General features: G+C 53.5%; 24 protein-coding genes. 11 read left to right on the top strand and 13 right to left on the bottom strand.

The window, feature by feature from the left end:
- Positions 1-28 precede the first annotated feature (28 nt).
- The 3 genes from O77CONTIG1_RS20185 to O77CONTIG1_RS20180 all read left to right on the top strand — a co-directional run bounded on the left by O77CONTIG1_RS20185 (position 29) and on the right by O77CONTIG1_RS20180 (position 940).
- Positions 29-247: a helix-turn-helix domain-containing protein gene (locus O77CONTIG1_RS20185; protein WP_197673251.1), complete on the top strand. Its 219-nt coding sequence runs from the start codon at positions 29-31 to the stop codon at positions 245-247.
- A 92-nt stretch (positions 248-339) separates the two neighbouring features.
- On the top strand, positions 340-468 hold the full coding sequence (locus tag O77CONTIG1_RS27225; RefSeq protein WP_286132428.1) for a hypothetical protein: 129 nt from the start codon (positions 340-342) through the stop codon (positions 466-468).
- A 52-nt stretch (positions 469-520) separates the two neighbouring features.
- Positions 521-940: a DUF4346 domain-containing protein gene (locus tag O77CONTIG1_RS20180; RefSeq protein WP_084782875.1), complete on the top strand. Its 420-nt coding sequence runs from the start codon at positions 521-523 to the stop codon at positions 938-940.
- Between the two features lie 64 nt (positions 941-1,004).
- Here the strand turns inward: O77CONTIG1_RS20180 and O77CONTIG1_RS20175 are convergent, their stop codons facing one another.
- The 3 genes from O77CONTIG1_RS20175 to psaM form a co-directional block, all read right to left on the bottom strand.
- The gene (locus O77CONTIG1_RS20175) at positions 1,005-1,793 is read right to left on the bottom strand and encodes a hypothetical protein (RefSeq protein WP_068514426.1); all 789 of its coding nucleotides are present in this window, start codon (positions 1,791-1,793) and stop codon (positions 1,005-1,007) included.
- 358 nt (positions 1,794-2,151) lie between these two features.
- Complete coding sequence (locus tag O77CONTIG1_RS20170; RefSeq protein ID WP_068514424.1) at positions 2,152-2,769, bottom strand: hypothetical protein; 618 nt, start codon at positions 2,767-2,769, stop codon at positions 2,152-2,154.
- Between the two features lie 249 nt (positions 2,770-3,018).
- Positions 3,019-3,114 (bottom strand): photosystem I reaction center subunit XII, encoded by a 96-nt coding sequence (psaM, locus tag O77CONTIG1_RS23875; RefSeq protein WP_084782874.1) that lies wholly within the window; start codon positions 3,112-3,114, stop codon positions 3,019-3,021.
- 757 nt (positions 3,115-3,871) lie between these two features.
- Between psaM and O77CONTIG1_RS20165 the strand changes: the two genes are divergently transcribed.
- Positions 3,872-4,588: a sugar transferase gene (locus O77CONTIG1_RS20165; RefSeq protein WP_068514421.1), complete on the top strand. Its 717-nt coding sequence runs from the start codon at positions 3,872-3,874 to the stop codon at positions 4,586-4,588.
- Between the two features lie 29 nt (positions 4,589-4,617).
- Here O77CONTIG1_RS20165 and O77CONTIG1_RS20160 read toward each other — a convergent pair whose 3' ends face one another.
- Complete coding sequence (locus O77CONTIG1_RS20160; RefSeq protein WP_068514419.1) at positions 4,618-5,796, bottom strand: histidine kinase; 1,179 nt, start codon at positions 5,794-5,796, stop codon at positions 4,618-4,620.
- 395 nt (positions 5,797-6,191) lie between these two features.
- Between O77CONTIG1_RS20160 and O77CONTIG1_RS20155 the strand changes: the two genes are divergently transcribed.
- Positions 6,192-6,854, top strand: coding sequence for a dienelactone hydrolase family protein (locus tag O77CONTIG1_RS20155; protein WP_068514416.1), 663 nt, complete (start codon positions 6,192-6,194; stop codon positions 6,852-6,854).
- A 110-nt stretch (positions 6,855-6,964) separates the two neighbouring features.
- On the opposite strand, the gene psb34 is transcribed toward O77CONTIG1_RS20155, so the two are convergent.
- Together psb34 and codB are read right to left on the bottom strand one after the other, a co-directional pair.
- Positions 6,965-7,135, bottom strand: coding sequence for a photosystem II assembly protein Psb34 (gene psb34 / locus O77CONTIG1_RS24910; RefSeq protein WP_156435508.1), 171 nt, complete (start codon positions 7,133-7,135; stop codon positions 6,965-6,967).
- 217 nt (positions 7,136-7,352) lie between these two features.
- The gene (codB, locus tag O77CONTIG1_RS20150) at positions 7,353-8,642 is read right to left on the bottom strand and encodes a cytosine permease (protein ID WP_068514413.1); all 1,290 of its coding nucleotides are present in this window, start codon (positions 8,640-8,642) and stop codon (positions 7,353-7,355) included.
- Positions 8,643-8,766: 124 nt separating this feature from the next.
- Here codB and O77CONTIG1_RS20145 point away from each other — a divergent pair, with 124 nt between their 5' ends.
- The 3 genes from O77CONTIG1_RS20145 (at position 8,767) to O77CONTIG1_RS20135 (ending at position 11,034) form a co-directional block, all read left to right on the top strand.
- The gene (locus tag O77CONTIG1_RS20145; protein ID WP_068514411.1) at positions 8,767-9,327 is read left to right on the top strand and encodes a type III secretion system chaperone; all 561 of its coding nucleotides are present in this window, start codon (positions 8,767-8,769) and stop codon (positions 9,325-9,327) included.
- Between the two features lie 132 nt (positions 9,328-9,459).
- Positions 9,460-9,867 carry a hypothetical protein gene (locus O77CONTIG1_RS20140; protein WP_068514408.1) on the top strand — a complete coding sequence of 136 codons (408 nt, stop codon included), beginning with the start codon at positions 9,460-9,462 and terminating at the stop codon, positions 9,865-9,867.
- Positions 9,868-10,287: 420 nt separating this feature from the next.
- Positions 10,288-11,034, top strand: coding sequence for an SIMPL domain-containing protein (locus O77CONTIG1_RS20135; protein ID WP_068514404.1), 747 nt, complete (start codon positions 10,288-10,290; stop codon positions 11,032-11,034).
- Between the two features lie 25 nt (positions 11,035-11,059).
- Here the strand turns inward: O77CONTIG1_RS20135 and O77CONTIG1_RS20130 are convergent, their stop codons facing one another.
- The gene (locus tag O77CONTIG1_RS20130) at positions 11,060-12,136 is read right to left on the bottom strand and encodes a serine hydrolase domain-containing protein (protein ID WP_068514400.1); all 1,077 of its coding nucleotides are present in this window, start codon (positions 12,134-12,136) and stop codon (positions 11,060-11,062) included.
- Between the two features lie 44 nt (positions 12,137-12,180).
- Here O77CONTIG1_RS20130 and O77CONTIG1_RS20125 point away from each other — a divergent pair, with 44 nt between their 5' ends.
- Complete coding sequence (locus O77CONTIG1_RS20125) at positions 12,181-12,768, top strand: peroxiredoxin family protein (RefSeq protein WP_068514396.1); 588 nt, start codon at positions 12,181-12,183, stop codon at positions 12,766-12,768.
- Positions 12,769-12,833: 65 nt separating this feature from the next.
- On the opposite strand, the gene secA is transcribed toward O77CONTIG1_RS20125, so the two are convergent.
- Complete coding sequence (gene secA, locus O77CONTIG1_RS20120; protein ID WP_068514393.1) at positions 12,834-15,728, bottom strand: preprotein translocase subunit SecA; 2,895 nt, start codon at positions 15,726-15,728, stop codon at positions 12,834-12,836.
- A 244-nt stretch (positions 15,729-15,972) separates the two neighbouring features.
- Between secA and O77CONTIG1_RS20115 the strand changes: the two genes are divergently transcribed.
- Both O77CONTIG1_RS20115 and O77CONTIG1_RS20110 read left to right on the top strand, forming a co-directional pair.
- The gene (locus O77CONTIG1_RS20115; RefSeq protein ID WP_286132427.1) at positions 15,973-16,704 is read left to right on the top strand and encodes a mechanosensitive ion channel family protein; all 732 of its coding nucleotides are present in this window, start codon (positions 15,973-15,975) and stop codon (positions 16,702-16,704) included.
- Between the two features lie 127 nt (positions 16,705-16,831).
- Complete coding sequence (locus tag O77CONTIG1_RS20110) at positions 16,832-18,604, top strand: ABC transporter ATP-binding protein (protein WP_068514391.1); 1,773 nt, start codon at positions 16,832-16,834, stop codon at positions 18,602-18,604.
- Here O77CONTIG1_RS20110 and O77CONTIG1_RS20105 read toward each other — a convergent pair.
- The 5 genes from O77CONTIG1_RS20105 to rfbB all read right to left on the bottom strand — a co-directional run bounded on the left by O77CONTIG1_RS20105 (position 18,601) and on the right by rfbB (position 24,133).
- Entirely contained in the window at positions 18,601-19,548 is a 948-nt protein-coding gene (locus O77CONTIG1_RS20105; RefSeq protein ID WP_068514388.1) for a glycosyltransferase family 4 protein, read from the bottom strand. The genes O77CONTIG1_RS20110 and O77CONTIG1_RS20105 overlap by 4 nt on opposite strands.
- Before the next feature lie 33 nt (positions 19,549-19,581).
- Positions 19,582-20,508: a glycosyltransferase family 2 protein gene (locus tag O77CONTIG1_RS20100; protein ID WP_068514386.1), complete on the bottom strand. Its 927-nt coding sequence runs from the start codon at positions 20,506-20,508 to the stop codon at positions 19,582-19,584.
- 71 nt (positions 20,509-20,579) lie between these two features.
- Complete coding sequence (locus O77CONTIG1_RS20095) at positions 20,580-21,791, bottom strand: glycosyltransferase (protein WP_068514384.1); 1,212 nt, start codon at positions 21,789-21,791, stop codon at positions 20,580-20,582.
- 26 nt (positions 21,792-21,817) lie between these two features.
- A complete protein-coding gene (locus O77CONTIG1_RS20090) occupies positions 21,818-22,654 on the bottom strand; it encodes a WecB/TagA/CpsF family glycosyltransferase (RefSeq protein ID WP_068514381.1) in 837 nt (278 codons plus the stop codon).
- Positions 22,655-23,008: 354 nt separating this feature from the next.
- Positions 23,009-24,133 carry a dTDP-glucose 4,6-dehydratase gene (gene rfbB, locus O77CONTIG1_RS20085; protein ID WP_068514377.1) on the bottom strand — a complete coding sequence of 375 codons (1,125 nt, stop codon included), beginning with the start codon at positions 24,131-24,133 and terminating at the stop codon, positions 23,009-23,011.
- Between the last annotated feature and the right edge of the window lie 77 nt (positions 24,134-24,210).

Here is a 24,210-nt window from a genome sequence, read left to right as displayed (position 1 = left end):
GTGGGAGTGATACCCTCAGGGGATGACCATGATCAACACCATCGCAGAATTCGCCCAGTCTAGGGGCTGCAAAAACGCTTATGAGTTCTGGAAGAATACCGGTCTGCCCCAGGCAACCGCGTATAGGCTCTATAGCGATCCGAAGGCATATCCTTCTAGAGAGAACCAGGATGCAATCTGTCGGGCGTTTAATGCACAGCCTGGTGATTTTCTGAAATACATCCCAGATGGAGATGAAGAGGAGTAGAGGCAATCGCCTCAGTTCTCCATGAAGGGAAGATGAAGAAAATTTTTTGGGTGTAAATTGGGTGTAGAAATTCGCAAAAGGTCTTAAAAGCCTTGATGTACAAAGATTTTTATCAGCTTCCCAAGCTGAATGTCGTGGGTTCGAGTCCCATCACCCGCTTTCAACGGCATCACCCAGTCCGCCTGCTCTATCCGACACTCTGCTGGGATGCGATAGATTAGGGAGTGGGCTACACTCCAATACCCATCGCTTCCGAAAACCTCTACCTTTGTTATGAACCAAGCTGCTGAACAAGAGCTGCGTCCTGAGGCGATCGCGCTCCGCAATGAATACGCCGCTCTAGATGACAAGCTATCCAATCGCTACATTGAGCTAGATCCCCAGGGCTACTTCATTATTTATGTAGATCGGGATGCCAAGCTGATTTGTGCAGACCATTTTTCTAACGTCATCAACGACAAGGGGCTAGCCTGCGATCCGGAGACAGGTGAGCCATTGCCTTGTAACGGTTCCCTGAAGCGATCGCCCACCGCAACCTTTCGCGGACGCACCGCCAAGGAACTCTGCGTCGAAATTTTTGAAAAAGCGCAGCCCTGCCCCATCAGCTATCTTGACCATGCTGCTTATTTGGGGCGCGAATTTGTGCGGGCGGAGATGGCGCTGCTATCTGGGCAGGACTATGTGCAAGATTAGCTGACCACAAGATTAGCTGACCAATTGATCCCAATTGACTCCAGAGATTTGAGAATCCGGCCAGCTAACCCACCTGCTCCACCGCCAGCATCTTATCCAGGCTATCGGGCTTGTAGGAATTGGGCGGATAGCGATCGAGGTGGCGATACAGCGTCTTGGTTCCAGAAACCCGACAGGAGAATAGCTCCACGGCTGCGTGGCCGTCGGGATAGAGGCGCACCTTGGGCGACAGGTCTTTGGGGATCTCGGCTCGCCACTGCCAGTTGTATTTAGTAGGGATGTCCTCAATGAGATGGTGGTAGGCCCAGTTGCGGCGATCGCCCAACGTGCCCAGTTCCTGAAGCTCTCGTCGTAAAATCGATGCCAGCACAAACGAAGCCGCCGAGCGATCGCCCTCAATGGCATCCATAGCGTGGCTGAGCGCCCCTTCTGGCTTGGGGATCTGAGCAATATTGCTTTTCTCTCTCACGGCCTTTTCAAGCTGAGCCGTGGTGCCAAAGTCTTCTGGCACGGCCCACACCACCCCGACACCGCTGCCTTCTGCCGAGCGATACAAATAGCTCACTAGGCGAAACCCCGGCTTTAGCCACAGCCCTGGCATCTTGATCAGCGGCGCGGCCGGATTCACTGTGCTAATAAACCACTGCTCTTGCAAAATCGGCGAAAGGGTCGTAACAATGGGCGTTCCCGAAGAAAACAGCCCGCTCAGGTCATCGATAGATTCCGGCTCTGGCAGATCGTCTAGCGTTTCTACCACCTTTGCCTGCTGCTCTGCATCAGGCAACGCCAGGGTCGTCTGTATATATCGCCTGATCTTGAGGAGTGTGGCTAGGGGGAATTTTTGAATCGACATGACCCAGAGGCACCATTCCAAAGAGAGCAGGGGTGACCTGTTAAGCGGCTGAAGCTACACAGCATTTTCTTGCAGGGTGAGGCACGCACAGTCCTAACGAAGCAAACGCTTCTGGACTATCCACATACCTCACTAGCTTCAAAAACGCTGTACCTAACCCAATCATAGTCAACCCCAATCGACATCTAACTCCAGGCAAATCGGTAGATGTGAGGAGTCACTGTAACCGGGAGCAAGACTGTCTCGTCAAAACTAGCACCCTTATAATTCCCTTGAATTCGTAAACAATCCCCTCGAACTTAGCTCGCCCTAGTGCGATCGCCCTTCAAATCGCCCTTCAGCAGGTTAAATTTCGATGCTACCAGCCCAAGAGGGCAGCCGATGCCCGACTTGGAGCAGCGACCGGAGCCTGACCCAACGCAGGAGAAGACACCATACCCGCCCCAGAAGCATCGGTCTGGCTGGGAGCAGGCGGGGTAGCGGGGGTTGTATCTGGCGGCGAGACAGGAGGCGCGACAGACGAAACGGGGTTCGCCAGGTTTGCTGCGCTTTCGGAAACAGAAGCAGGGCTGGGGGCGATCGCCGCATCCGCAGCAGGCTTCACCCAGACAACCGGACGCTGACCAATGCCAATTCGCCCTGTTTCCTCTTGCATAACGCTGCGGGCTTGGCCTGCATCAAACTGGCGGGCAAAGGTTTCTTGAAGTCGATCCACCCGTTGCTCTAGCGCAGCCACATCCGACTGGAGCGTGTTGAGCTTTTGCTGCTGGCTAATGTTTTGGGGCAGCAGCCGGACAATTGAGGCGATCGCCACCATCCCCACCACCACATTCACGGCTAACCGAAGGCTGGCTTCAACCGCAACCGACTGATGGGGATTGCGCCGCTGCCGGAGCCTGCGTTTTGGGCGGGGAGGCTGCTTGCGAACTGGCTCGACAGGGTAAAGCGGCGGGCGGGAGGGTTGAATCGCATTCATGCTAGCAGTTCATATAAAAAACGGGGCGATTTGACCGGTAGCCCGGAATCTACCCCAATATAATCGCTATGCAAAGCTCTGGCACCCCTCGCGCCAAAACTTAAGACCTAAATTTGGCAACCTTAAGTCTGAAAATCTGCAAGTCTGAGATCCAGGCAGGCTCGAGTAAGGGGGTTGAGAGAAACCTGAGAGGGCTGAGTCGCCGCGCAGCAGTGCCCAGTAGAGACTCAGCCCCAACAGACTGACGACTTACTTATACAGCTCGGTCGAAAGCCGAAATGCCAGCACCGCAGGCAGTAGAGCAATCACCAGCGCTGTAAGAACTTGAGTATCTGACAAAGCCATTTTGTAACACTCCTAATAACAAACGACACGCCAATAAACGTGCTACTGTCCAACACTTTCGGCTAAATCGGGAGCATCGGGAACATCTTGTCACACAGTTTAATAATCTGTGATGCTGTTTGCAGCGGTTGCCCAGGAGATTGGGGCGAGAGATTGGGGCGAGAGATTGGGGCGAGAGATTGGGGCGAGAGATTGGGGCGATCGCCCATTCACTGTCTTGACCAGTCGTTCGCGGTCTCTGCATATAGCTTCAGGACATTGCCTCAGTAAACTGCCTCAGTAAACTGCCTCAGTAAACTACCTCAGTAAACTGCCTCACCTGAATGAATAAGGTGGAAACATGAACGCTGCTGACTGTTTCCGTGCGGGGTGAAGCGGCTAAGGAATTAGGCGTTTCTGTTAAGTGGAAACATGAACGCTGCTGACTGTTTCCGTGCGGGGGCGAGCGAGTTAGCCTATGGACGGATGCGTAACTCGGGTGCGCGATCCAGAAAGCCTGATCAAGGCAGCCTGTTGCTACCAAGCACACTATTGCTTAACATTTCGTCTTAATCGCTTGATAGAGCGTTCATAAAAAGCTTCACGAAGACTTTAAAAACATGGGCTACTTTCGGGCTTCTGCAAAGATTCCGTAAAGACGTTTCTGCTGAACCTTTGATCCATAAGCGCTTGCTATATATTCCTGCACGAAAGGGTTTTTACGTATTTATGCGGTCATCCTGCAACAGGGTTGTTACTTCAGAAAGGGTTACTACTAATGTCTCGCTATGCATCTCCAGATTCGCTCCAAGACTCACTTAGTTCCGTTTCAATAGCGCCCGCTCTGCACGTACAAACACCTGATCGCCTACCCCACCCCTCTGTAAATCACTGGTTCAAACGATCGCTTGATATTTTTGGCAGCCTAGTTGGGTTACTGGTCTTAGCAATTATCTTTTTGCCCGTGGCGATCGCCATCCGGCTCGATAGCCCCGGCCCCATCTTTTACAGTCAGCAGCGCTGTGGCCTATTAGGACACTGCTTTACGATTTACAAATTCCGCACGATGGTTCAGGGGGCTGATCGGATGCAGGAGCAGCCGGATACTCCCTCCGATGCGGCAAAGGGAAAACCTTTTAATTTCAAGCGCGGCCGCGATCCACGGGTGACTCGCGTCGGCTGGTTTCTCAGAAAAACGAGCATCGACGAGTTTCCTCAGTTTCTCAACGTCCTCAAAGGCGAGATGAGCTTGGTAGGCACTCGCCCGCCCACTCTGGATGAGGTCGCCAACTACGCCGACCATCACTGGCTGCGGCTAAATGTGAAGCCGGGGATTACAGGCGAGTGGCAGGTGAGCGGACGGTCAAAAATCGATGATTTTGAGGAAATTGTCAAGCTCGATCTTCGCTATCAGGCACTCTGGCACCCACTCTACGACCTGTCGCTGATTCTGAAAACCATCCGCGCCGTGCTGTTTGGCGTGGGCGCAATGTAGGGCAGGGGCGATCGCCCCTTTGCAACCCGCTACGGTCGATAGACTGGGAGCGTAAAGTGGAAGCAGCTTCCGGCTCCCAGTTCTGAATCGACCCAGATTTGACCGTAGTGCGCCCGCACGATGCGCTGACAAACCGCAAGCCCAATCCCATAGCCGTCTTGCGTGGCATCTCGCTCCAGCCGATAGCTGTCTTCAAAAATGCGATCGCGATTTTCAGCCGGGATACCCGGCCCATCGTCGCAGATGCTCACCTGCACCTTTTGCGTCGTGCGATGCAGCGCCGAAACCTCAATATGACTGCCATTAGGCGTGTATTTCACCGCGTTGTCTAGCAAGTTAACCAAAACCTGCCGCACCCGATCCGGATCGGCATATACAGGCGGCAAATCGCTTGGAATGTCGGTGGTAATCGTTTGTGCCTTGATTTGCAGCTTAGCCTTAAAGTCATCTACTAAGCCAAGACACAGCTTGCCCAGGTCAAACTTGCGAGGCTGCACGTTGAGCTTGCCGCCTGTGCTGTTGGCAGCGTGCAGTGTATCGGTGATCAGGCGATCGATCGTCTTCGCCTGGGTGCGGGCGTGCTTGATCAACTGACTCATGGTTTCTGGGGTCAGCCGCGACTCAGCATAGATTTCTCGCATACTGCTGCCCAGTTCCAGCGTTTCTAGCGCGATGGAAACTGCTGTGAGGGGGTTTCGCAGGTCGTGGGCCAGCATCGCGATCAGTCGATCTTTGAATCGAAGCTGTTCCTGAAGTTCTTCTTTTTCCTGATTCAGTCGAAAAATCTCATCCGACAGGCGAATTAGCTCAGCCGAATAGGTGACGGAATTGGGAACTGGCAGCGACTCTATCCCCACTGGCAAGGGCGGCGTGGAACCGAGGCTAATCCGGTTTTCCTGGGCAGACTGTTTCCAGCGAGACCACCAGCTATCGATCTGGGCGATCAGGTTGCTGCCAGCCAAGGTTTGGCGCGGCTCTGGGTAAATTTTGATAATGGCTGGCGTGGCAATCAGGCGAAAATGCTCGGCCAGATGCGGCTGCTCCCCCACGTCTACCACTTGCAGGTCGAATGGATGGTCTGCCTCTAGCTCTTTGAGGCGAGTGCGGATCTGCCGAATCTTTTCGACGGAGCTAGGGCGCTTGTCTACAAACAACAGCAGTTGCAGAGACGGTTCGGCGCGGTTGGGTGGAGTGGATAGGGCCTCCATATCGGCTACATCACCACGGATGGGATCGGGCGAGCAAACGGAACGTCGGTAGCGCTGTGTTTCAAGTAGGCTGGCTGGAGTTTGAAGACGGCAGTCGTGAAATGAGTACCGGATAGAGTGACTTTGGGGGCGATCGCCAGAATAGACTTCTAGCGCAGTTCACAGCTTAGGCATGACTAAGAATTGTCTGGCGGAGGAAACGCCACAAATGCAGCCCGCACACCTTGTGCAATGCAGCATACACCAAATTACTAAATATTTTAACCTTTTGCAGGGTGGCTCAGGGATTGATTTTCCGCTAACTGTTCGTGCAAACTCTTGCAGAACAGGACATTTCGACGCTTTACTGAGTGAGGTTTCTTGAATTGCGACTTGATGTTTAGCGGGCACAGGTGATGGGAACAGACATTGCGAATCGAGGATATCTGGCACTGCCGCCGGGTGGATCGGGCCCGGGGGTGATTGTGCTGCAAGAGTGGTGGGGGCTGGTTCCCCATATCAAAACAGTGACGGATCGCTTTGCCGAAGCGGGGTTTGTGGCGATCGCCCCCGATCTGTACGACGGCGAAACGACCACCTCACCCGACGAGGCAGGGCGGCTATTTATGGCGCTAAACATTGAGCAAACGGCTCGTAAGCTCGAAGAGACCCTCCAATATTTGCAGAGTCACCCGGCAGTAATGGGCGATCGCCTCGGCGTGGTGGGCTTTTGCATGGGCGGCCAGCTAGCGCTGCTGGCGGCGACTCTGAGCCAGCGCGTGGGCGCAGTGGTGGATTTCTATGGCATTCATCCCAATGTGCAGCCCGATTTCTCGAAGCTGAGTGCGCCCGTGCTGGGCATTTTTGGGGAAAACGACGGGTTTGTGACTCCAGAGGCCGTGCGATCGCTGGAGGCAGCCATTCAACAGGCGGGTGGCTCCATCGAAACCCACACCTACTCCGGAGCCGATCACGCCTTTTTCAACGACACCCGCCCGGAGGTCTATCAACCCGATGCTGCTGCCGATGCCTGGGACAAGACGCTGAGCTTCTTGCGCCGAGAACTGGCGACAACATAGCAGAGAGCAAGGGTTCGTCTGGAAAAGCGCATTAAAAAAAGCCGAGTCCTACAGGGCTTAGCCTGAGCTGCTCGGCTCTTTGCTCGGTTCAGGTCGTGTCAAAAGACGTGCTAGGACACAGAGACGGCGATCGCCACGAGACCGCCGATTAATGCCAGTGCGCCAATGCCAGCAACGAGATAAATCGTCTGCTGCTTTTTGCTGGGTGGCTCAGCGGTATACATTTTTGGCTCAACTGCAAAGTTGTTCAGGCGACCGCCGTCTTCTGTGGTGTAGCGCATGCACTCATTCCTTTTTCTAGATGTTTGTTAATTTTAGCAACTAGTTATGTGCATACTCCGGCATTCCTTTAAGGAAGTTTAAGCATTGAATGGAGTTTAATAAGCTTAAAAAGCGCCACAAGAGATACCCTGCGGCGCTTTGACTAGAGTGTTGGACGGACGGGGTGGGGGCGATCGCCCGCTGCTAACCATCTCCCACTTGGGGAAAAAACTAAAACTACATTTCCGTCACCCGGATGGGCTGAGGAATCACCTTGGTCAGCACGGCATATAGCACCGCCGCCGAAATGATGCCATTTAGCGGGCCGATGCCGATGCCCGCCGTGCCTGTGAAATAGGCGATCAGCGCTGCGGCGACATAGGAAATCACGCCAGCCCAGTTGAACGCAGGCAGGGGAGTATCCAGCGAAGGAAACTGACCCCGGTGGCGCAGCCAAAAGTCGGTCATGATGATGCCCCCAATTGGCGGGATCAGCGTGCCCAGCAGCAGCAAGTAAGTGATCAGGTTTTCATAGATGCCCGTCAGCGCTAGCAGCAGCGCAAACAGTGCCCCACCAATCACAAAGGCATGTCGCTTGGTGGTACGGAAAAAGTTGGTTCCCGCAACAGAGAAGGCGTAGATCGTGTTGTCCTGTGTCGTCCACACATTGAGGATCAGCAGAACCAGGCTACCCAGCAGCAGGCCTTGCTTGGCCATCGCCGCGATCAGGTCTTCGCTGCCGTAGACTAGCGTAGTAAAGGCTCCCGTAAACACCAGCAGCCCGTTGATAAAGAAAAACGCCAGAAACGTACTCCAGATGGCGTTTTTGGGCGTATCCGCAAAGCGGCTCCAGTTGGTAGATTGGGTGCCGCCGGAGATAAAGGTAGACATCACCGTGGCGATCGCCGCGCCAAGACCCATCTGCTGAGAGGGCTGCAAGCTAGCTAGGTCGCCCGCATCGCCAAATCCTCGAATCAGGCTAATCGCCATCAAGACGAGCATAGCGGGCACAGCGAGGCGGCTGAGCCAGTCCATCGCCGTGTAGCCGATGTAGGCAGTAACGCAAAAGGCGAAGGTAAAGAACACCGTCAGAAAGACTTTCATCCCGTCCGACAGGCCAAACTGTTTGGTAAGTGCGTCGGCAATGAACGCATTGGTCACGGCGTACCAGCCGATTTGTGTAAAGCCCAGCACAAAATCGACCCAGCGAGAGCCGACATTGCCAAAGCTGAAGCGCGACATAAGAACAGTCGTCAGCCCACTCCGCTGAGCAATGTAGCCCATTGCGGCGCAGTAGGTTCCCAAGAGCAGGTTGCCAACTAGCACAATCGCCAGCATGGTGGAAAAGGGAAATGCTGAGCCAACTAGCCCCCCTGCAAACAACGTCGTTGAGGTAAGCGCAAATCCCATTAGCAGCGGTGCCAGCGACCAGATAGGCTTGCGGGACTCAAACGGCACCGCCGAAAGCGGGTAGTCTTCCCCCGCCTGACTGCGATCCACGTATTGTGAATCTGACGAAATACTCATACGACTTCAATTCCTCCCCACTTAGACTCTATATTTATAAAGCTTTTATGCCGGTATTCTCGGTTCTGTGTTCAGGAAGAGAGGTATTGTAGGTTACAAATCCACTTCCAAGGCGATCGCACCCATGACTCCTGGCGACATTACGACGCTTTTGATGACCCTGTTTGGCCCTGCGGTGCAGGCTGCCGAGCCAGAATCCTGGCAAGTCGAGATCGGTAACTTGCGCCTGCTGGTGCTGCTTTCGGAAGACCAGAGTTGGCTGCGATCGCTCGTCTCGATCGACTCGGCCCAGGCGGCTGCCCCCTATCTTGCCCAACTTCTGGAGGCAAATTTCGATGAAACCCAGGAAGTTCGCTATGCCCTCCATCAGGGCGTGCTGTGGGGCGTATATCAGCACGCCCTGGCTAGCCTCACGGTAGAGGACTTTCGAGCGGCGATCGCCCGTCTGGTGTCTCTGCAAGAGCGCGGGCTAAACCCCAGCTTCGACCGTCTGGCGGAAGCGCAAATTCGCCAGATCATTCGCGCTGCCAAGCAGCAAGGGCAGTCGATGGAAGCCACGCTGCAAACCCTGGAGCGCTTCTATGCCGAAGGTATAATGGGCAGCCTGGAGGCGGGGTCTGCCGAACGCGACCAAACGCTGGGGGCCTGGCGCTATCAGCTAGAGCGGCTATGGGATGAGGAATAGCGTGTAGCGGGCGGAGCGATTCGCGTCGGGTTGTATCAGGTTGTGCCAGGTTGTGTCGTATTGTAAAGAATATTGATTGTAAAGAATATTGACTTGCATCCAACCGACCCGCACCAAACGCGCAACTGAACAATGGGACAACTAGAACGCCTGCTGCTGATGGCAGAGGATGAACTGACGCAATACAGCACCGATGCCCGCAAGAAGGAAAAGCTGCGGCAAAAGATTGCCCTGTCGGTGTCGCGGGCAGAGCAGCAGCAGATTAAGGAAACCTTGCTGGCGGAAATGCCCACAGACGGCTTGGCAAAGCTGGTGGAAACCCAGCGGCAAACGGTGGCGCTGCCGCTGTGGGGCATTGCGGGGCTGGGGCTGCTGCTGGGCATTTCGTTTATGCAGCCGGTGGATTTTTTGGCGACGATTTTGGGCAGCGCAGGGGCGATCGCCGTTCAAAAGTGGGGCTGGTCGCTGCAAGCCAGGCGACTGCTAATCGACACGCTGGAAGAGTTGGAGCAGCGGATGAAGGGCGATCGCCCCGATTAGCCTCTGGCGGGACGTTTTTTTGCAGCTTTTTTGGCAGCTACAGGGTTTTAGCAGCCATAGGGGAGAAATTTTCGTTCTAAAAATCTTTACTTTTCGCCATCGATTGTGTCAGGAATTTCCCCCGCGCCTGCGGTAGTTCATAGCAGCAGGGCGATCGCCCGCTTTGTCTGCTTTGTCTCTTCAGACATCCAATTCTTGAAATTTCTTGAAATTGGCAGCGTCAGCCAGGGTCGCATCAATCCCCGCCGGAATGGAGTGAACTGTTTCAAAAAACCGGCTTTTATTTGACTGACGAACCTATTACTAAACCTTGAACCCAGGCACATACTGCTTTCACGGTGGGTGAACTCGCATAGCGCGATCGCTGCTGGAAGCGAGATTTGCCGGGATCTTTATTCTCCAAATGGAGAGGAAAAAACGATGCAAACGCCCTCTATGGAGCGCTATCCCCAGGTTTTTGCGGGGATGGTGGCGCTTTCTCTTGCCCTCGTAGGTAGCACGTTTATCGGCGCAACGGCCCTGCGCGATGTGAAATCTAGCAACGACGTAATGGTGGTCACTGGCTCCGCAAAGCGACCGATCCGATCGGACTACGTTATCTGGCGACTGTCGGTGTCGAGCCAGCAGCCGACGGCCCAGGCCGCTTATCAAGATTTGAAGCGGCAGACGGAGCGAGTGCAGGCTTATCTGAAAGAAAATCAGGTGCCCGCCGAAGCCATTACCCTCAGCGCGATCGAATCTTACTCGATTCCGGAGGTTGCACCTAACGGACGGGAGACTGGGCAAACCCTCGCCTATCGCCTGACGCAGCGGTTTGAGGTACGCTCAACGGAGGTCGATCGCTACACCACGCTGTCCCAGCAATCGACCGATTTGATTAATGACGGAATCAACCTGATCTCTGAGTCGCCGCAGTATCTCTACACCGAGCTGAGCAAGCTGCGGATCGAGATGGTGGCGGAAGCAACGAAGGATGCCAAGGCACGGGCCGAGGCGATCGCCCAGAGCGCAGGCAACCAGGTCGGCGCGGTTCGCAGTGCCGAAACGGGCGTGTTTCAAATCACCTCGCGCAACTCGACGGAGGTCAGCGACTACGGCATGTATGACACCTCTTCGATCGAGAAGGACATTACAGCCGTGGTTTCGGTGACCTTTGGGATTGAGTAGGTCGGCTTGTGAATCAGGAATCGCGCTAATCGGGGGCATCTGCCAGCACCCGGAGGATAGCAAAAACGATGCGCGTGCCCAGGTCGAGATCATGGCGATCGCGGTTGACGAGGGCGATCGCTGTGGTCGGCTGCCCCTGCACGTTTGAGAAATGAAACGCACCCGTGACGTAGCCCGGCCCGGCTCCGTTGTGTCCAGCGACGATGCCATAGGGCGAATCCAGCCCCAGACACAGCCCCAGTCCATAGCCGATCTTGCCAATCTGCGGATGCTCGAAATCAAACCCATGCAGCGGCTCCAGCATTTGGCGCAGGCGTTCTGGCGCGAGCAGCCTGCCCGAAAACAGCGCGTCTATGATTTTGCCCAGTTCCGCAGCCGTGGAGACGACAACCCCATGCGACACCCAGCCCGGATGATAGAGCGGCACGACGTTTTGCAACTCGTCTCCAGTAAAGAACTGGCTGTAACCAGGGGTTAATCCTTGCGCCTGCTCCAGCGTTTCGGGAACAAACGTATGTTGCAGTTCCAGCGGGCGAAAGATCCACTCCGCCAGGTATTCCGACATCGACAGACCCGTTTCCTGGGTCAAGATCAGCCGCAGCAGCATAAAGCCAATGTTGGAATAGGCCCAGCCCGTTCCAGGCAAGAAAAGCTGCCCTTGGTCTTGCGCCACCTGGAGAAATGTTTCCGTCGTCCAGGCCTGGCGCGGGTGGCTTTGCAGCGCCTCGACATAGGCCGTGCCATCGCCATAGCCGGGGATGCCGCCCGTGTGGCTCAGCAGTTGCCGCAGCGTCACGGGCGACTCGACCGCATAGGGAATCTGAGCAAACTGCGGCGCGAGGGAAGCATCCAGATCTAGCCGCCCCGCTTGCACCAGATTCATCGCTACCGTCGCCAGCAGCGGTTTGGTAATACTGTAGATATAGAAGCGGGCATCGCTGGGCAGCGGGCACTGTTGCTGGAGGTCGGCGTATCCCACGCCAGCTTTCAGGACGATTTCGCCGCTGCGAAGGAGGGCGATCGCCGCCCCCGGTGTCTCTGCCTCTTGCAGTTCCCTCTCTACGGCTGCTCTGACCCGCGTTTTAAGGTCTTGATTTGTCATTCAATACCCACGTCCTCACTGCACCCAACTCCCCGACCTCTGCAATGCTAACTTCCACCGACTTTCGCGGACTGCTAGGCGATCGCTTTTACAAAAACTTCTTCCCGATTCCCGCTACGAACCAGTTTGTCACAGGCAGCCTTGCGCCGCCGTTTGAGCTGCTGGATGTGAAGGGCGATCGCAAGGTGCGCCTGTCGGATTATGTCGGCAATCGCAAGCTCAATGAGCAGGCGTGGAACCGCCCCGTGCTGCTCTATTTCACGCGAATTTTTACGGAAAAGCAGTATTGCCCGCTCTGCTATCCGCACATTTTGGAGATGAACGAAAAATACGAAGCGTTTACCCAGCGCGGCGCAGAGGTGCTGATGATCACCAGCACGGACGAGCGCCAGAGCAAAATCGTGCTGCAAGATTTGGGGCTAAAGATGCCGCTGCTGAGCGATCCCGAATGTCGCGTGTTTCGCCGCTATCAGACAGGTCAGGCGCTGGGCGCACCGCTGCCCGCCCAGTTTTGGGTCGATCCGGCAGGAAAAATCCGCTTTCGTCATCTATTCTCGTTTTTGGAGCCAAATGCCAGCGTCGAGCGGCTGCTGGTGGCGCTGGAGCGGCTGAAGGAGCCAGAATCTCTCTGAAGGACTGTCAAGGGCTGTCAGTTTTGCGCGTTGCGCCCAGTTGACAATCCAGTGATTCAGTCTGGTTAAGCCACGGGCTGCGGCTGCGGCTGGAACTGGAACAGCGAGTAGACGACGTTCCGGCGGATGTCGGTCATCATGTTGAGAAAGAGTTCGTAACCTTCGCTCTTGTATTCGATCAGCGGGTCTTTTTGCCCGTAGCCGCGCAGACCGATGGCTTCGCGCAGGGCTTCCATTTGTTGCAGGTGTTCGCGCCAGAGCGTGTCGATCTGTTGCAGGATGAAGAAACGCTCGGCCTGGCGCATCAGGCCAGGTGATGCCGCATCGACCTGCCCTTCCTTGATGTCGTAGGCGATTCGCGCCTGTTCGTGCAGGAAGGTCTTGATTTCCCCCGCAGACAGGTCTTCAAGCTGGCTCGGCTCCAAGTCCGCCAATAGGTAGACGAACTCTTTGACTTTGGCCACAACCTTATCTAGCTCCCATTCTTCCGGCGGCAGTTCGGGGTTGATGTAGGCATCCACAATGTCGTCCATCGTGAGTTCGGCGTATTTGATCACCTGTTCTTTCAGGTCTTGCCCTTCCAAGACACGGCGACGCTCGGCGTAAATGGCGCGGCGCTGATTGTTCATCACCTCGTCATATTCAAAGACCTGCTTGCGGATGTCGTAGTAGTAGGTTTCGACTTTCTTCTGTGCGCCTTCGAGCGATCGCGTCAACATACCCGACTCGATCGGCATATCTTCTTCCACGCGGAACATATTCATCAGCCCTGCAACGCGCTCTCCGCCAAAGATCCGCAGCAGGTTGTCCTCCAGGCTGAGGAAAAACTTGGTGGAACCAGGGTCGCCCTGCCGCCCGGCGCGGCCGCGGAGCTGGTTGTCGATCCGGCGCGACTCGTGGCGCTCTGTGCCAATGACGTGCAGCCCGCCCAGCTTCACCACTTCGTCATGCTCGGCAGAGGTGTGGCGTTCATATTCATGCTTCACCAGGTTGTAGGCTTCGCGCAGCTTGAGGATCACCGGATCGCTGCTGGGCGCTTTTTCTGAGGCAGTGGCCAGCTTGTCTTCGGCCTCTAGCTCAGGGAGCGATCGCTCTCCATACTGCTGCACTGCAAAGTCCACTGCTTCTTTCAGCAATCGCTCGGCTTCTTTAGAAATCGGCACCGGGAACAAATCAGCAGATACTTTCCAGGTTTTCTGCTTTTTGCCCGGTGCAAAGCCCTGCCCACCCGACCGACCACCGCCTGCCCCAGCCCCGCTGATCGCAAAGGCGGCTTCGTCTTCTGGCTGCACAATGCGCGGCATCAGATATTCGCGCACTTTCAGACGGGCCATATAGTCGGCATTGCCCCCCAGAATGATGTCCGTACCGCGTCCTGCCATGTTTGTGGCGATCGTTACCGTGCCCTTGCGACCCGCCTGGGCGATGATTTCTGACTCGCGCTCCACGTTTTCGGGCTTCGCATTCAGCAGGTTGTGGGGCACGCTCAGTTGCGACAGATAGCTCGACAATAGCTCCGACTTTTCTACGCTGGTCGTGCCCACTAGCACCGGGCGGCCAATCTGGTGCATCTCGGCGCACTCCTGTGCGACCGCTCGCCATTTAGCGTTTTCGTTCTTATACACCACATCCGACAGGTCAATCCGTCCGGTAGGGCGGTTCGTCGGAACCACCGTCACCTCTAGCTTGTAGATTTTCTCAAACTCGGCTTCTTCGGTTTTGGCGGTGCCCGTCATGCCAGCCAGTTTGGGATAGAGCAAGAAGAAGTTCTGATAGGTAATTGTCGCCAGGGTCTGGGTTTCTGGCTGAATTTCCACGCCCTCTTTGGCCTCGATCGCCTGGTGCAGCCCATCGCTCCAGCGGCGACCCGGCATCACCCGCCCGGTAAACTCGTCCACAATCACAATCTCGCCATTGCGAACGATGTAGTTCACATCGCGGATAAATAGTTCATAAGACTTGAGCGCCCCAAAGATAAAGTGCGCCCAGGGATCTTTCGGGTCAAATAAATCATTCACGCCAAGGCGCTGCTCGACTACCTCAAAGCCTTCGTCGCTGAGCAGCACGTTGCGCTGCTTTTCGTCTACTTCGTAGTAGCGATCGAGTTCTTCTTTGAGGCGATCGAGTTCGCGGTTGAGCTGGTTGGCTTCGGACTTGTTGCCGTTTTGGATGGCAGCGGCGATCGCCTCCTCCACCTTCTCGATCTGCCGCTTCACGCCCTGACGAATCTGCCACAGTTCCCGCGCCACCTCCGATGCACGGGTATATTTCTCATTGGGGCGATCGACCTGCCCAGAAATAATCAGCGGGGTCCGCGCTTCGTCAATCAGCACCGAGTCTACTTCGTCGATAATGCAGAAGTTAAACGGGCGCTGCACTACTTCTTGCATCGACGTGGCCATGTTGTCGCGCAGATAGTCAAACCCCAGTTCGCTGTTAGTGCCGTAGGTAATGTCGCAGTCGTAGCTGCGCTTGCGCTCGATCGGGTTCATCCCCGACTGGATCAGCCCAACTGACAAACCCAAGAAGCGATGCACCTGCCCCATCCACTCTGCGTCCCGGCGGGCCAGGTAGTCGTTCACCGTAATCACATGCACGCCCTTTCCCGACAGCGCGTTGAGATAGGCAGGCGACGTAGCCACCAGAGTCTTTCCTTCACCCGTCTTCATCTCGGCAATCTGTCCGTCGTGCAGCACCATACCCCCGAGGAGTTGCACGTCAAAATGGCGCATTCCTAGTACCCGCTTGGCTGCCTCGCGCACCACTGCAAAAGCCTCTGGCAGCAGGTCGTCCAGGCTTTCTCCTTTTTCAATTCGCTGCTTAAACTCTGCCGTTTTGCCCCGCAGTTCCTCATCTGACAGCGCTTCCATGTCTGGCTCTAGCAGATTAATTTCTGCTAGATCAGGCTGATATTTCTTGAGCTTACGGGCGTTGGGGTCTCCCAGCAGGGCTTTCAGCATGGTGTCAATGGGCGATAGTGAAGAAACTTAAGGTTCTAAGGCCTAACGTTCATTGTAGCGAACTAGGGAATGAGAGAGGTGTCTGAACGAGTGGCCTCCGCCGTGCGGGGTCTAAGTATCTAGATATCTAGATACGGTATCCGGGGGTCAGTGCAGTGGTTCGGGATTAGGTTATAGAATGCGGACACCCGCCCTAGGGTTAACCCCCCTCACCTCATACGCCATACTGAACGATTTCCTGCTCATGACCTTTGATTTTGATCTGTTTAACCTCGATGCCTGGAATGCCCTGCTGCTGCAACTGCAATCCCTGGGCGTAGACTTTGGGCTGCGATTGCTGGGCGCGGCGATTATTCTAGTCGTGGGTCGCTGGCTGGCCAAGCAACTCCGCCGCCTGATCAAGCGGCTGATGACCCCAACCACGATTGACCCCAACCTGATTGCGTTTACCAGCAACCTGGCCGAATACGGACTGACGGCCTTTGTGATTTTGGCAGCGCTGGGGCAACTGGGCATCCAAACCACGTCGCTGGTGGCGGTGCTGGGGGCGGCGGGTCTGGCGGTTGGGCTGGCGCTGCAAGGGTCGCTGTCCAATTTTGCGGCGGGGCTGTTGATTGTCTTTTTTCATCCGTTTCGCGTCGGTGACTGGATCGAGGGCGGCGGTGAATCGGGCTTTGTGGAAGACATTCAGCTTTTTACAACGGTGCTGCGGCGGCTGGATAACAAGACGGTCATCATTCCCAATAACAGCCTTACGGGCGGCAATATCATTAACTATTCCACGAAGGGCATTTTGCGGGTGGATCTGGTGGTGGGCGTTGCCTACCACGAAGACATTGACCGGGTGAAGCGGGCGATCGCCGAGGCGCTAGCCCAAGATGAACGAATTCTCAGCGACCCGCCGCCGATGATTGGCGTGCTGGAACTGGCGGAAAGCAGCGTAGACTTTGCCGTGCGCCCCCTGGACGAGGGCTGAATACTACTGGCCCCGTCTATTTCGCCGCCTACGAAAACATTAAGAAAAAGCTGGACGCTGCCGGGATTACCATTCCCTTTCCTCAGCGCGATGTGCATCTCTACCCCGCACCCAAGGCCGAAGCCCTATGATCAGAGGCCCGTCCCCCATTGTCGCTGCGGAGCAAAAGCCCAAACTCTCGACCCTGCGGCGATTTTTGCAATATTTCGCGCCCTATCGCCAGGAAATTCCCATCGCGCTGCTGCTGGTAATGATTGGCGCAGCCACACAGTCTGTCGGGCCGTTGCTGATTGGCTGGGCGATCGACAACCTGATTTTGCAAGGCGACTGGCCAGGGCTGGCGCGGCTGCTGGCGCTGCTGGTCGTGATTTACGTGCTGGGTGTGGTGGCGATTCGCGGGCAAATCTGGCGCATCGGCAACATGATGCAGCGGGTTCTGGGGCAACTGCGGCAAGATTTGTTTACGAAAGTGCAGAGCCTGCCGGTCAGTTTTTTTGACCGCAGCGAGGCCGGCGACCTGATGAGCCGCCTGCTAAATGACGTAAACACGGTGAACCAGGCCTTTGGGCTAACGGTGCCGCAAATGCTGGGACAAAGCTTTAGCCTGATCGGCATTATCATTGCCATGCTGTCGATGAACCTGCAACTGGGTCTGCTGAGCAATCTAGTAGTGCCCATGATGATTTTCACCACGGGTTTCTTTTCGCGCTGGGCGCGGCGGCGCTTTCGCGTGGCGCGGGAGACGATTGGCGAACTGTCGGCCAAGCTGGAGGAGGACATTAGCAGTGTGCGCGAGGCACAGGCTTTTAACCGGACGCAATTGAATATCGAGGAATTTGACAGCCTCAACGAGGCGAATCGCCGCGCTAACATTCAGGCAGTGGCGGTGACTTCTGCGTTTTTGCCGTCGATTGATTTTCTGAACACGCTGGCAACGGCGGGCGTGATGGCCTACGGCGGCTATCTGGCGGTGACGGGGGCGATGTCGGTGGGTGTGGTGACGGCGTTTTTGCTGTACGTGCAGCAGTTCTTTCGCCCGATCCAGATCCTCAGCCAGTTTTATACGCAGGCGCAGTCGGGGCTGGCAGGATTAGACCGGATCTTTTTGCTGCTAGATGAGCCAGCGACATTGCAGGATGCGCCCAATGCGACTGAGATGCCGCCGATTCGAGGAGAGGTGCGGTTCGAGTCGGTGTCCTTTGGCTATACGGAAAATCAGCGCGTGCTGCAAGAGGTGAGCTTAGTAGCAGAACCGGGACAGATGGTGGCGCTGGTGGGGCCGACGGGCGCAGGCAAAAGCACAATTATTAATTTGATTCTGCGGTTTTATGATGTGACGGAGGGCGCGGTAAAAATCGACGGCATCGACGTGCGCCGCGTGACGCAAGCCAGCCTGCGCCGCCAGATTGGGATCGTGCTGCAAGATAACTTACTCTTTAGCGGCACGGTGGCGGAGAATATCGCCTTTGGTGCGCCAGATGCCAGTCAGACCGAGATTGAGGCGGCAGCCCAGACGGCTAATGTGCATGAATTTATCACCTCGTTGCCGCAGGGCTACAGCACGCTGTTGGGTGAGCGGGGCGCACCGCTGAGCCAGGGACAGCGACAGTTGGTCAGTATTGCGCGGGCAGTGCTAATTAACCCGAAGATTCTGATCCTGGACGAGGCAACCAGCAGCATCGACACACGCACTGAAGCATTGGTGCAAGAGGCGATCGCCCGCCTGCTCCAAAACCGCACCAGCTTCGTGATTGCCCACCGCCTTAGCACTGTGGCCCAAGCCGATCAGGTACTCGTGGTTCAGCAGGGGCAGATCGCGGAACGGGGAACCCACACTGAGCTGATTGCCCAAAAAGGCATCTACGCAAATCTGTATGCGCTGCAACTGGGCGCAAGTTAGCGCAGCAGGGCCTGCTGGCGAACGGGAATAGTCGGGCGGGCAGGTTGCTGGGCATTGTAGGCCTGCCAGAGTGAATCAGCCAGTTTCTTGGAGAACTGCTCTAGGTTGAAGCGCTGCTCGGCCAAAAGGCGGGCGCGGCGACCCATTTCGCGGGTTTCTTTGGGATTGTCCAACAGGTAGGCGATTGCCCTTTGCCAGCCATCCACATCGCCTTCCTCAACCCACAGCCCAATTCCTTCTCGCTCCAGATCCACACCCACATAGTCGCTGCGGGTCATCACAATTGCCTTACCCATCGCCATTGCCTCTGTTAGCACGGTCAGTCCAATAGCATTTTTGAAGCGGGTTTCCTCTTCTATAATCGGAATCGCCACAGCATAAGCCTGCTGATACAGCCGAATAAAATCACGCCAATCCAGCATCTCCTGAATCACCGATACGTTGTCTGGAAACTGCTGTGCGGCATCCCCAAAAGCTTCCTCTTTTAGACACTTAAGATCAAGCCGTCCAGCACCGCAGATGGTTAAGCAACAATCCAGGTTTGCAAATGCTTTGACCAACGTTGGATAGTCTCGATAGGACTTTCCAGGACTAAGAATAAATCGTTCTACACTTGCTTGATCAGTCTGCGTTTCATCCCGCTCAGCAGGTTGATAAAACCGCAAATCAGTACCCCATTCAATCACCTCTAGTTTTTGTCTGGGTATTCCAAGATCCTCCAAGTCTTTTAGCAAAGACTCGCTCAGGCAGAGAATTTTATTGTTGCCTTCGATAAAGGTTTTTACAAACAGCTTCCAGTGAAAAGATTTTGTACGCGGAGCCTGATAGCCGATAGCAACAATCGGCTTTTTCAGCAAGCCCAAAATGCTTAAAAACGACAGCAGCCCTGTTGTGAGGTAATGGGCTGAATAGATTACGTCATAACGATGGCAGTTCGAGAGCAATCTAAATTGCTGGTCAAGATCGCCAAACAGTTTCTAAGGCTTGAACTTTGAGCGCCTAACAAAAGACTGGATTACAGAGAGCGATCGCCGAATTTTTTGATGCAGCGACAGGGTTGATAAAGCAATAATCTTTAGGTATAGCTTAAGGTCTGCTCTCGTAGGCTGAGGTATCGTATCGAACTCTTTGTCTGCCAGTTCAACAAGCTGATTACCGTAGCCACTGCTTGCTTTCAAACAATTAAAAAGGCGATTTAGCGCCAAAGCCCTCTTATATTCTGCTTGAGGGGTGTATATCTCTCTTCGCATTTGCAAGTTATTTGCACCATGAATTCTATAATTCACTAACGTTCTGTTTAAGAAAAACTTTCTGGCCCCAAAGATTGACGTACCGTAAATCAAACAGTCATCGGCTCTTGTTCGCCAGTCATCGATAAGTGGAAGCGGGAGAAGCTTGCTAAGAATAGATCGCTTGGCAGAGATTACAGATGTCGGCCCCCCGATCCATCGTCCATAATACAGGCTAGAGATGACTGAAAATCCATAATCTCGACTGGAGCTTTCTGGTGGAGGAACCTGCACTAGCCCCTGCCGTCCGAACAGTTCATAATGGCAGAATAGAAAATCGCAGTCTGGATGCTGTTGATAAAAGTTGAGCGCTTCAAATACATATTCAGGATGGTAAACATCATCGGCATCTAGAAAGAAAATAATGTCGCCTGTAGATGCTAAAAAGCCTTCATTGAATGCAGAAAGTTGTCCTTCGTTTCTTTTTTTAAGGACTAGCTGAATGACACGATGATGAGCATAAGCCTCTTGCAAAGCGAGTTGAGATTGGTCAGTCGAAGCATCATCAACAACAATAATTTCATCGAACTTAGCTGTCTGATTCAAGGCACTTTCGACTGCCTCAAAAACAAACTGACCGTAGTTAAAGTTATTAATAATGCAGGTTGTCCGCATAATTCAGCCTAAGCAAATAGTCCCGCGATTATAGCATTGAGCGGATAAAATAAGACAGGCATATGGGCCGATTAAGCAGAAACGAGCGCCTTGTGGTTTTCCAATCGTTCAGACTGAGACAGAGCATACAAATGCTCAGTTCTTCGCTTGAAGGTTAGCTCGAAGCTATGGCTGTAGGCAAAATTAATGCTGTTCAACGACTTTTGTGCTATTTCTTCTCTGTTGAGACTTAGGTATTTAATAGTTCCTGCAATTGATTGCAGATCATCAATCTGCACACCCCATCCAATATCTGCTCGTTCCAAAAGTCCAGAGAATGCTTTATTTTTATAGCCCACAATCGGAATCCCACAAGCCAATGTTTCGAGGTATGTGCATGAAGGATCACTTTGTCGGTGGGGCATGATAAATAAGTCAACGTTTTGCTGTAAAGCTGGAATTAGTTCCTGATAGAAATCAACTGCTCCCGGCATGGAAACCATATCTTCAAGCCCCAACTGAATGATGCTGTTACGCATTTTCTGTTCCAGCTCACCTGTGCCGTATATGGTCATTGAAAACTGCACATTTTGTGCTTTCAGCAAGGCTGCGATCGCAATCAAGTGATCCGCCCCCTTCATAGCAATGAGACGACCTGAAAAAGCAAGGCAGAGAGGCTTTCTGCTACTCAAATAATCCAATCTGGCGCTAAGAACCTCTCGGCTAACCATATGTTTATGATCAACTCTCGTATCAAAGTAAAGCAAATCTGCGTTTGACCTTCGATATTCACTATAGGCAGCCATACCGTTGATTTGGAGTGCATCGGCGAGCGAAAAGGCAGACAAACGCTTCTTCTCGTTTTTCCAAATATAGAAAAATTTGCGGAATCTAGCCAACAAATTCTTTGCGCTTAGGGATGCAATTTGATAATGAGATTCAGGAGTGTATTCAATGACATAAATGCACTTTGCCCCCACGTTTTTGCAAACCTTGCTAATATGAAATTGATCAAATGAATCGCCTGATGCTAGAACAACAGAAGCACTCTGTAAATGCACCTCACTAATTGATCTTTGACTGTCTAAAATGATGCAATGAAATGGCATCTCACTCCACTTTCTGCTCACGATTCCGAAGCTGGGAAGCTGTGTAGAGGTAGCTGAGAGAATGCAAGACACTTCGCCGGGCCACATCCCAACATACTGTAACATTCCATCATAGAACTTCCGATCAAATATTAGAGACTCTTCCTCTTGCCACACAGGCACCGAAGGAATAACGACCAAATGAGGGCAGTTCATAATGTTGTGATGTTCTTTGCTTGTTTCTAACGGCCAATCTTTTGAACAACCTTGTCGCGAGAACGATAAGCTTCATGTGAAAGAGCCGACAGGTGAGGAGAGTGATAGAGATTCAGCCTTTGCTTAAGAATTAGCCAAAAGAATGGCAGCCCCTCAATCAGATAGCGTCGCCATAGCCGCCGGGGTTCGGACAGCAGGCGATGGAGCCATTCCAGACCCGCCTCGCTGATCCACTGGGGCGATCGCTGCTTGTAGCCCGCTTCAAAGTCAATTGCTGCACCAATCGCCAAAAAGATACGAACGTTTGGGAGTTGATGTTTGTATTTGGCAATCCACTTCTCTTGCTTGGGGGCACCCACACCAACCGCCAAGACCGTTGCGCCAGAGCGATTAATCATATCAACAATCTCGGCGCACTCGGCTTCATCTCGCTCGAATCCAAATGAAGGCGAGTAGGCACCCACTACAATGTCCCTGCCGGCCTTGGCATTCATCCGCTGTTGCGCTTGGTAAGCGACCCCTTCGCGTGCGCCCAGCAAAAATATTCTGATGTTTTCATTGTCCTTATGATGCTGACAAAAATCTGGCAACAGCTCAGAGCCAGAAATTTTTTCCCTGATCGGCATTCCCAAGAAGCGAGACACATAATACAAAATCTTGCTATCACAGACTCGATAGTCAGCCTCTTGATAAACCCGGAAGAAATCGAAATCTTGCTCCAATTTGATGAGGTGATCAACGTTGGGAGTAAACACAACGCCAGAGTCCAATAATTCCAGGAATTCCTGCTTAGAGAAGTTGTGTATTGAAATACCCAGGATTTTGATTTCCCTTAGGGCAACAAACCCGCTACCAAGTTTCATGACTAGTGATCCTGACACTTAATAAAAGACCAGTGTGAGTGCTTTTCATCCTGCTTTAGAAATACCTTTGAGTCGCTCTTGCTTGAGTCAACTTAAAAGCGTCCTAAAGATAATTCAATGATCGACAGTAGTGAATAAACCAACCGATGGTAGTGAATAAACCACGAATTCATCGGACTTGTAAGTATTGATGGTAACCTTGTGACGAGATTTTCAGAGAATTTCTAGAGTCTTGTTTATTCTTGGGGCGATCGCACTGAAAATTGATTGTTTACTCAAACAAAAAGTATCAGCCTAAAGGGACAATCCAAGCACATAAACCCTGATGATTGAGAGGTAAATCGTAGCTAAAAACTAGCAGCGCGTGAACTGAAAAAGATCTGAAAATTCGGCAGATGTGTAAGAAAAATTAAGTTTTTTAGAGAGTAGCGGTTGCCACCAGAAAGGGTGTGCGAGATACCATTCCACAGTGCGCCGCAGTCCGGTTTGCCAGGTTTCCGCAGGAGTCCAGCCAAGTTGGGTTTTGATTTTGGTAGCGTTGATGGCGTAGCGGCGATCGTGCCCTGGACGATCTTGGACAAAAGTAATCAAGTTACGACTGGGGCGCACTGGGAGTTGGGGTGCGAGTTCATCCATCAGGTCGCAGAGCGCTTGTACCAAATCCAGATTTTTGACCTCGTTATTGCCGCCAATGTTATAAACCTCTCCGGGGGTGCCGCGAGTAATCACGACTTCTAGAGCGCTGCAATGATCGCCGACGTAGAGCCAATCGCGAACATTTTGCCCATCGCCATACACAGGCAGCGGCCTGCCCAGCAGAATGTTGATGCACATGAGCGGGATCAGCTTTTCTGGGAACTGATAGGGGCCGTAGTTGTTGGAACAGTTGGTGATCAGTGTCGGCAGTCCGTAGGTGTGATGATAAGCCCGCACAAGGTGATCGCTGCCTGCTTTTGAGGCGGAATAGGGACTATTGGGGGCGTAGGGCGTGGTTTCTGAAAACGCGGGGTCTTCGGGGCGGAGGCTGCCGTAGACCTCATCTGTGGAGACATGGTGAAAGCGGTAGTGATTAGGCTGCTGTTGTTCATTCCAGTAATCACGGAAGGCTTCTAGCAGTGTGAACGTGCCAAGGACGTTAGTTTGCACGAATGCCGCAGGACCAAAGATCGATCGATCAACATGGGATTCTGCTGCAAAGTGAACAAGCGTGTCAATGGCTTCTTCACGCAGCAGCGCATCGATCGAAGGGCGATCGCAGATGTCTCCTTGAACAAATCGAACAGAGTCTTCGTTAAGTAGAGACTCTATATTTTGCAGGTTGCCCGCATAGGTGAGTGCATCGAGAATTATCAGGCGATCGCCTGGATATTTCTCATGCCAGTGATGCACAAAGTTTGCCCCGATGAATCCTGCGCCACCTGTGACTAGCAGGCGGCGATCGCCCCGTAGATACAGGTTTCCCTGAATGGCTTGAATCATGTTCTCAACCTGGATTGTGAATAGAAGAAATCATGAAAAAAATCGACTTTCTTTAAACCTAAACTCCATGTGCTAAT

The organism is Leptolyngbya sp. O-77, from assembly GCF_001548395.1.
Classification (GTDB): domain Bacteria; phylum Cyanobacteriota; class Cyanobacteriia; order Elainellales; family Elainellaceae; genus Thermoleptolyngbya.
This window is presented reverse-complemented; position numbering and strand designations above follow the sequence as displayed.

What these genes read in the sequence shown, in the direction of transcription:
- O77CONTIG1_RS20115 (WP_286132427.1), top strand. Translation starts at nt 15,973, where the DNA reads ATGACCTTTGATTTTGATCTGTTTAACCTCGATGCCTGGAATGCCCTG.
- O77CONTIG1_RS20170 (WP_068514424.1), bottom strand. Translation starts at nt 2,769, where the DNA reads ATGAATGCGATTCAACCCTCCCGCCCGCCGCTTTACCCTGTCGAGCCA.
- O77CONTIG1_RS20135 (WP_068514404.1), top strand. Translation starts at nt 10,288, where the DNA reads ATGCAAACGCCCTCTATGGAGCGCTATCCCCAGGTTTTTGCGGGGATG.
- psaM (WP_084782874.1), bottom strand. Translation starts at nt 3,114, where the DNA reads ATGGCTTTGTCAGATACTCAAGTTCTTACAGCGCTGGTGATTGCTCTA.
- O77CONTIG1_RS20090 (WP_068514381.1), bottom strand. Translation starts at nt 22,654, where the DNA reads ATGAAACTTGGTAGCGGGTTTGTTGCCCTAAGGGAAATCAAAATCCTG.
- secA (WP_068514393.1), bottom strand. Translation starts at nt 15,728, where the DNA reads ATGCTGAAAGCCCTGCTGGGAGACCCCAACGCCCGTAAGCTCAAGAAA.
- O77CONTIG1_RS20110 (WP_068514391.1), top strand. Translation starts at nt 16,832, where the DNA reads ATGATCAGAGGCCCGTCCCCCATTGTCGCTGCGGAGCAAAAGCCCAAA.
- O77CONTIG1_RS20145 (WP_068514411.1), top strand. Translation starts at nt 8,767, where the DNA reads ATGACTCCTGGCGACATTACGACGCTTTTGATGACCCTGTTTGGCCCT.
- O77CONTIG1_RS20095 (WP_068514384.1), bottom strand. Translation starts at nt 21,791, where the DNA reads ATGAACTGCCCTCATTTGGTCGTTATTCCTTCGGTGCCTGTGTGGCAA.
- O77CONTIG1_RS20175 (WP_068514426.1), bottom strand. Translation starts at nt 1,793, where the DNA reads ATGTCGATTCAAAAATTCCCCCTAGCCACACTCCTCAAGATCAGGCGA.
- O77CONTIG1_RS20125 (WP_068514396.1), top strand. Translation starts at nt 12,181, where the DNA reads ATGCTAACTTCCACCGACTTTCGCGGACTGCTAGGCGATCGCTTTTAC.
- codB (WP_068514413.1), bottom strand. Translation starts at nt 8,642, where the DNA reads ATGAGTATTTCGTCAGATTCACAATACGTGGATCGCAGTCAGGCGGGG.
- O77CONTIG1_RS20130 (WP_068514400.1), bottom strand. Translation starts at nt 12,136, where the DNA reads ATGACAAATCAAGACCTTAAAACGCGGGTCAGAGCAGCCGTAGAGAGG.
- O77CONTIG1_RS20160 (WP_068514419.1), bottom strand. Translation starts at nt 5,796, where the DNA reads ATGGAGGCCCTATCCACTCCACCCAACCGCGCCGAACCGTCTCTGCAA.
- O77CONTIG1_RS20140 (WP_068514408.1), top strand. Translation starts at nt 9,460, where the DNA reads ATGGGACAACTAGAACGCCTGCTGCTGATGGCAGAGGATGAACTGACG.
- rfbB (WP_068514377.1), bottom strand. Translation starts at nt 24,133, where the DNA reads ATGATTCAAGCCATTCAGGGAAACCTGTATCTACGGGGCGATCGCCGC.
- psb34 (WP_156435508.1), bottom strand. Translation starts at nt 7,135, where the DNA reads ATGCGCTACACCACAGAAGACGGCGGTCGCCTGAACAACTTTGCAGTT.
- O77CONTIG1_RS20100 (WP_068514386.1), bottom strand. Translation starts at nt 20,508, where the DNA reads ATGCGGACAACCTGCATTATTAATAACTTTAACTACGGTCAGTTTGTT.
- O77CONTIG1_RS20180 (WP_084782875.1), top strand. Translation starts at nt 521, where the DNA reads ATGAACCAAGCTGCTGAACAAGAGCTGCGTCCTGAGGCGATCGCGCTC.
- O77CONTIG1_RS20185 (WP_197673251.1), top strand. Translation starts at nt 29, where the DNA reads ATGATCAACACCATCGCAGAATTCGCCCAGTCTAGGGGCTGCAAAAAC.
- O77CONTIG1_RS20165 (WP_068514421.1), top strand. Translation starts at nt 3,872, where the DNA reads ATGTCTCGCTATGCATCTCCAGATTCGCTCCAAGACTCACTTAGTTCC.
- O77CONTIG1_RS20155 (WP_068514416.1), top strand. Translation starts at nt 6,192, where the DNA reads ATGGGAACAGACATTGCGAATCGAGGATATCTGGCACTGCCGCCGGGT.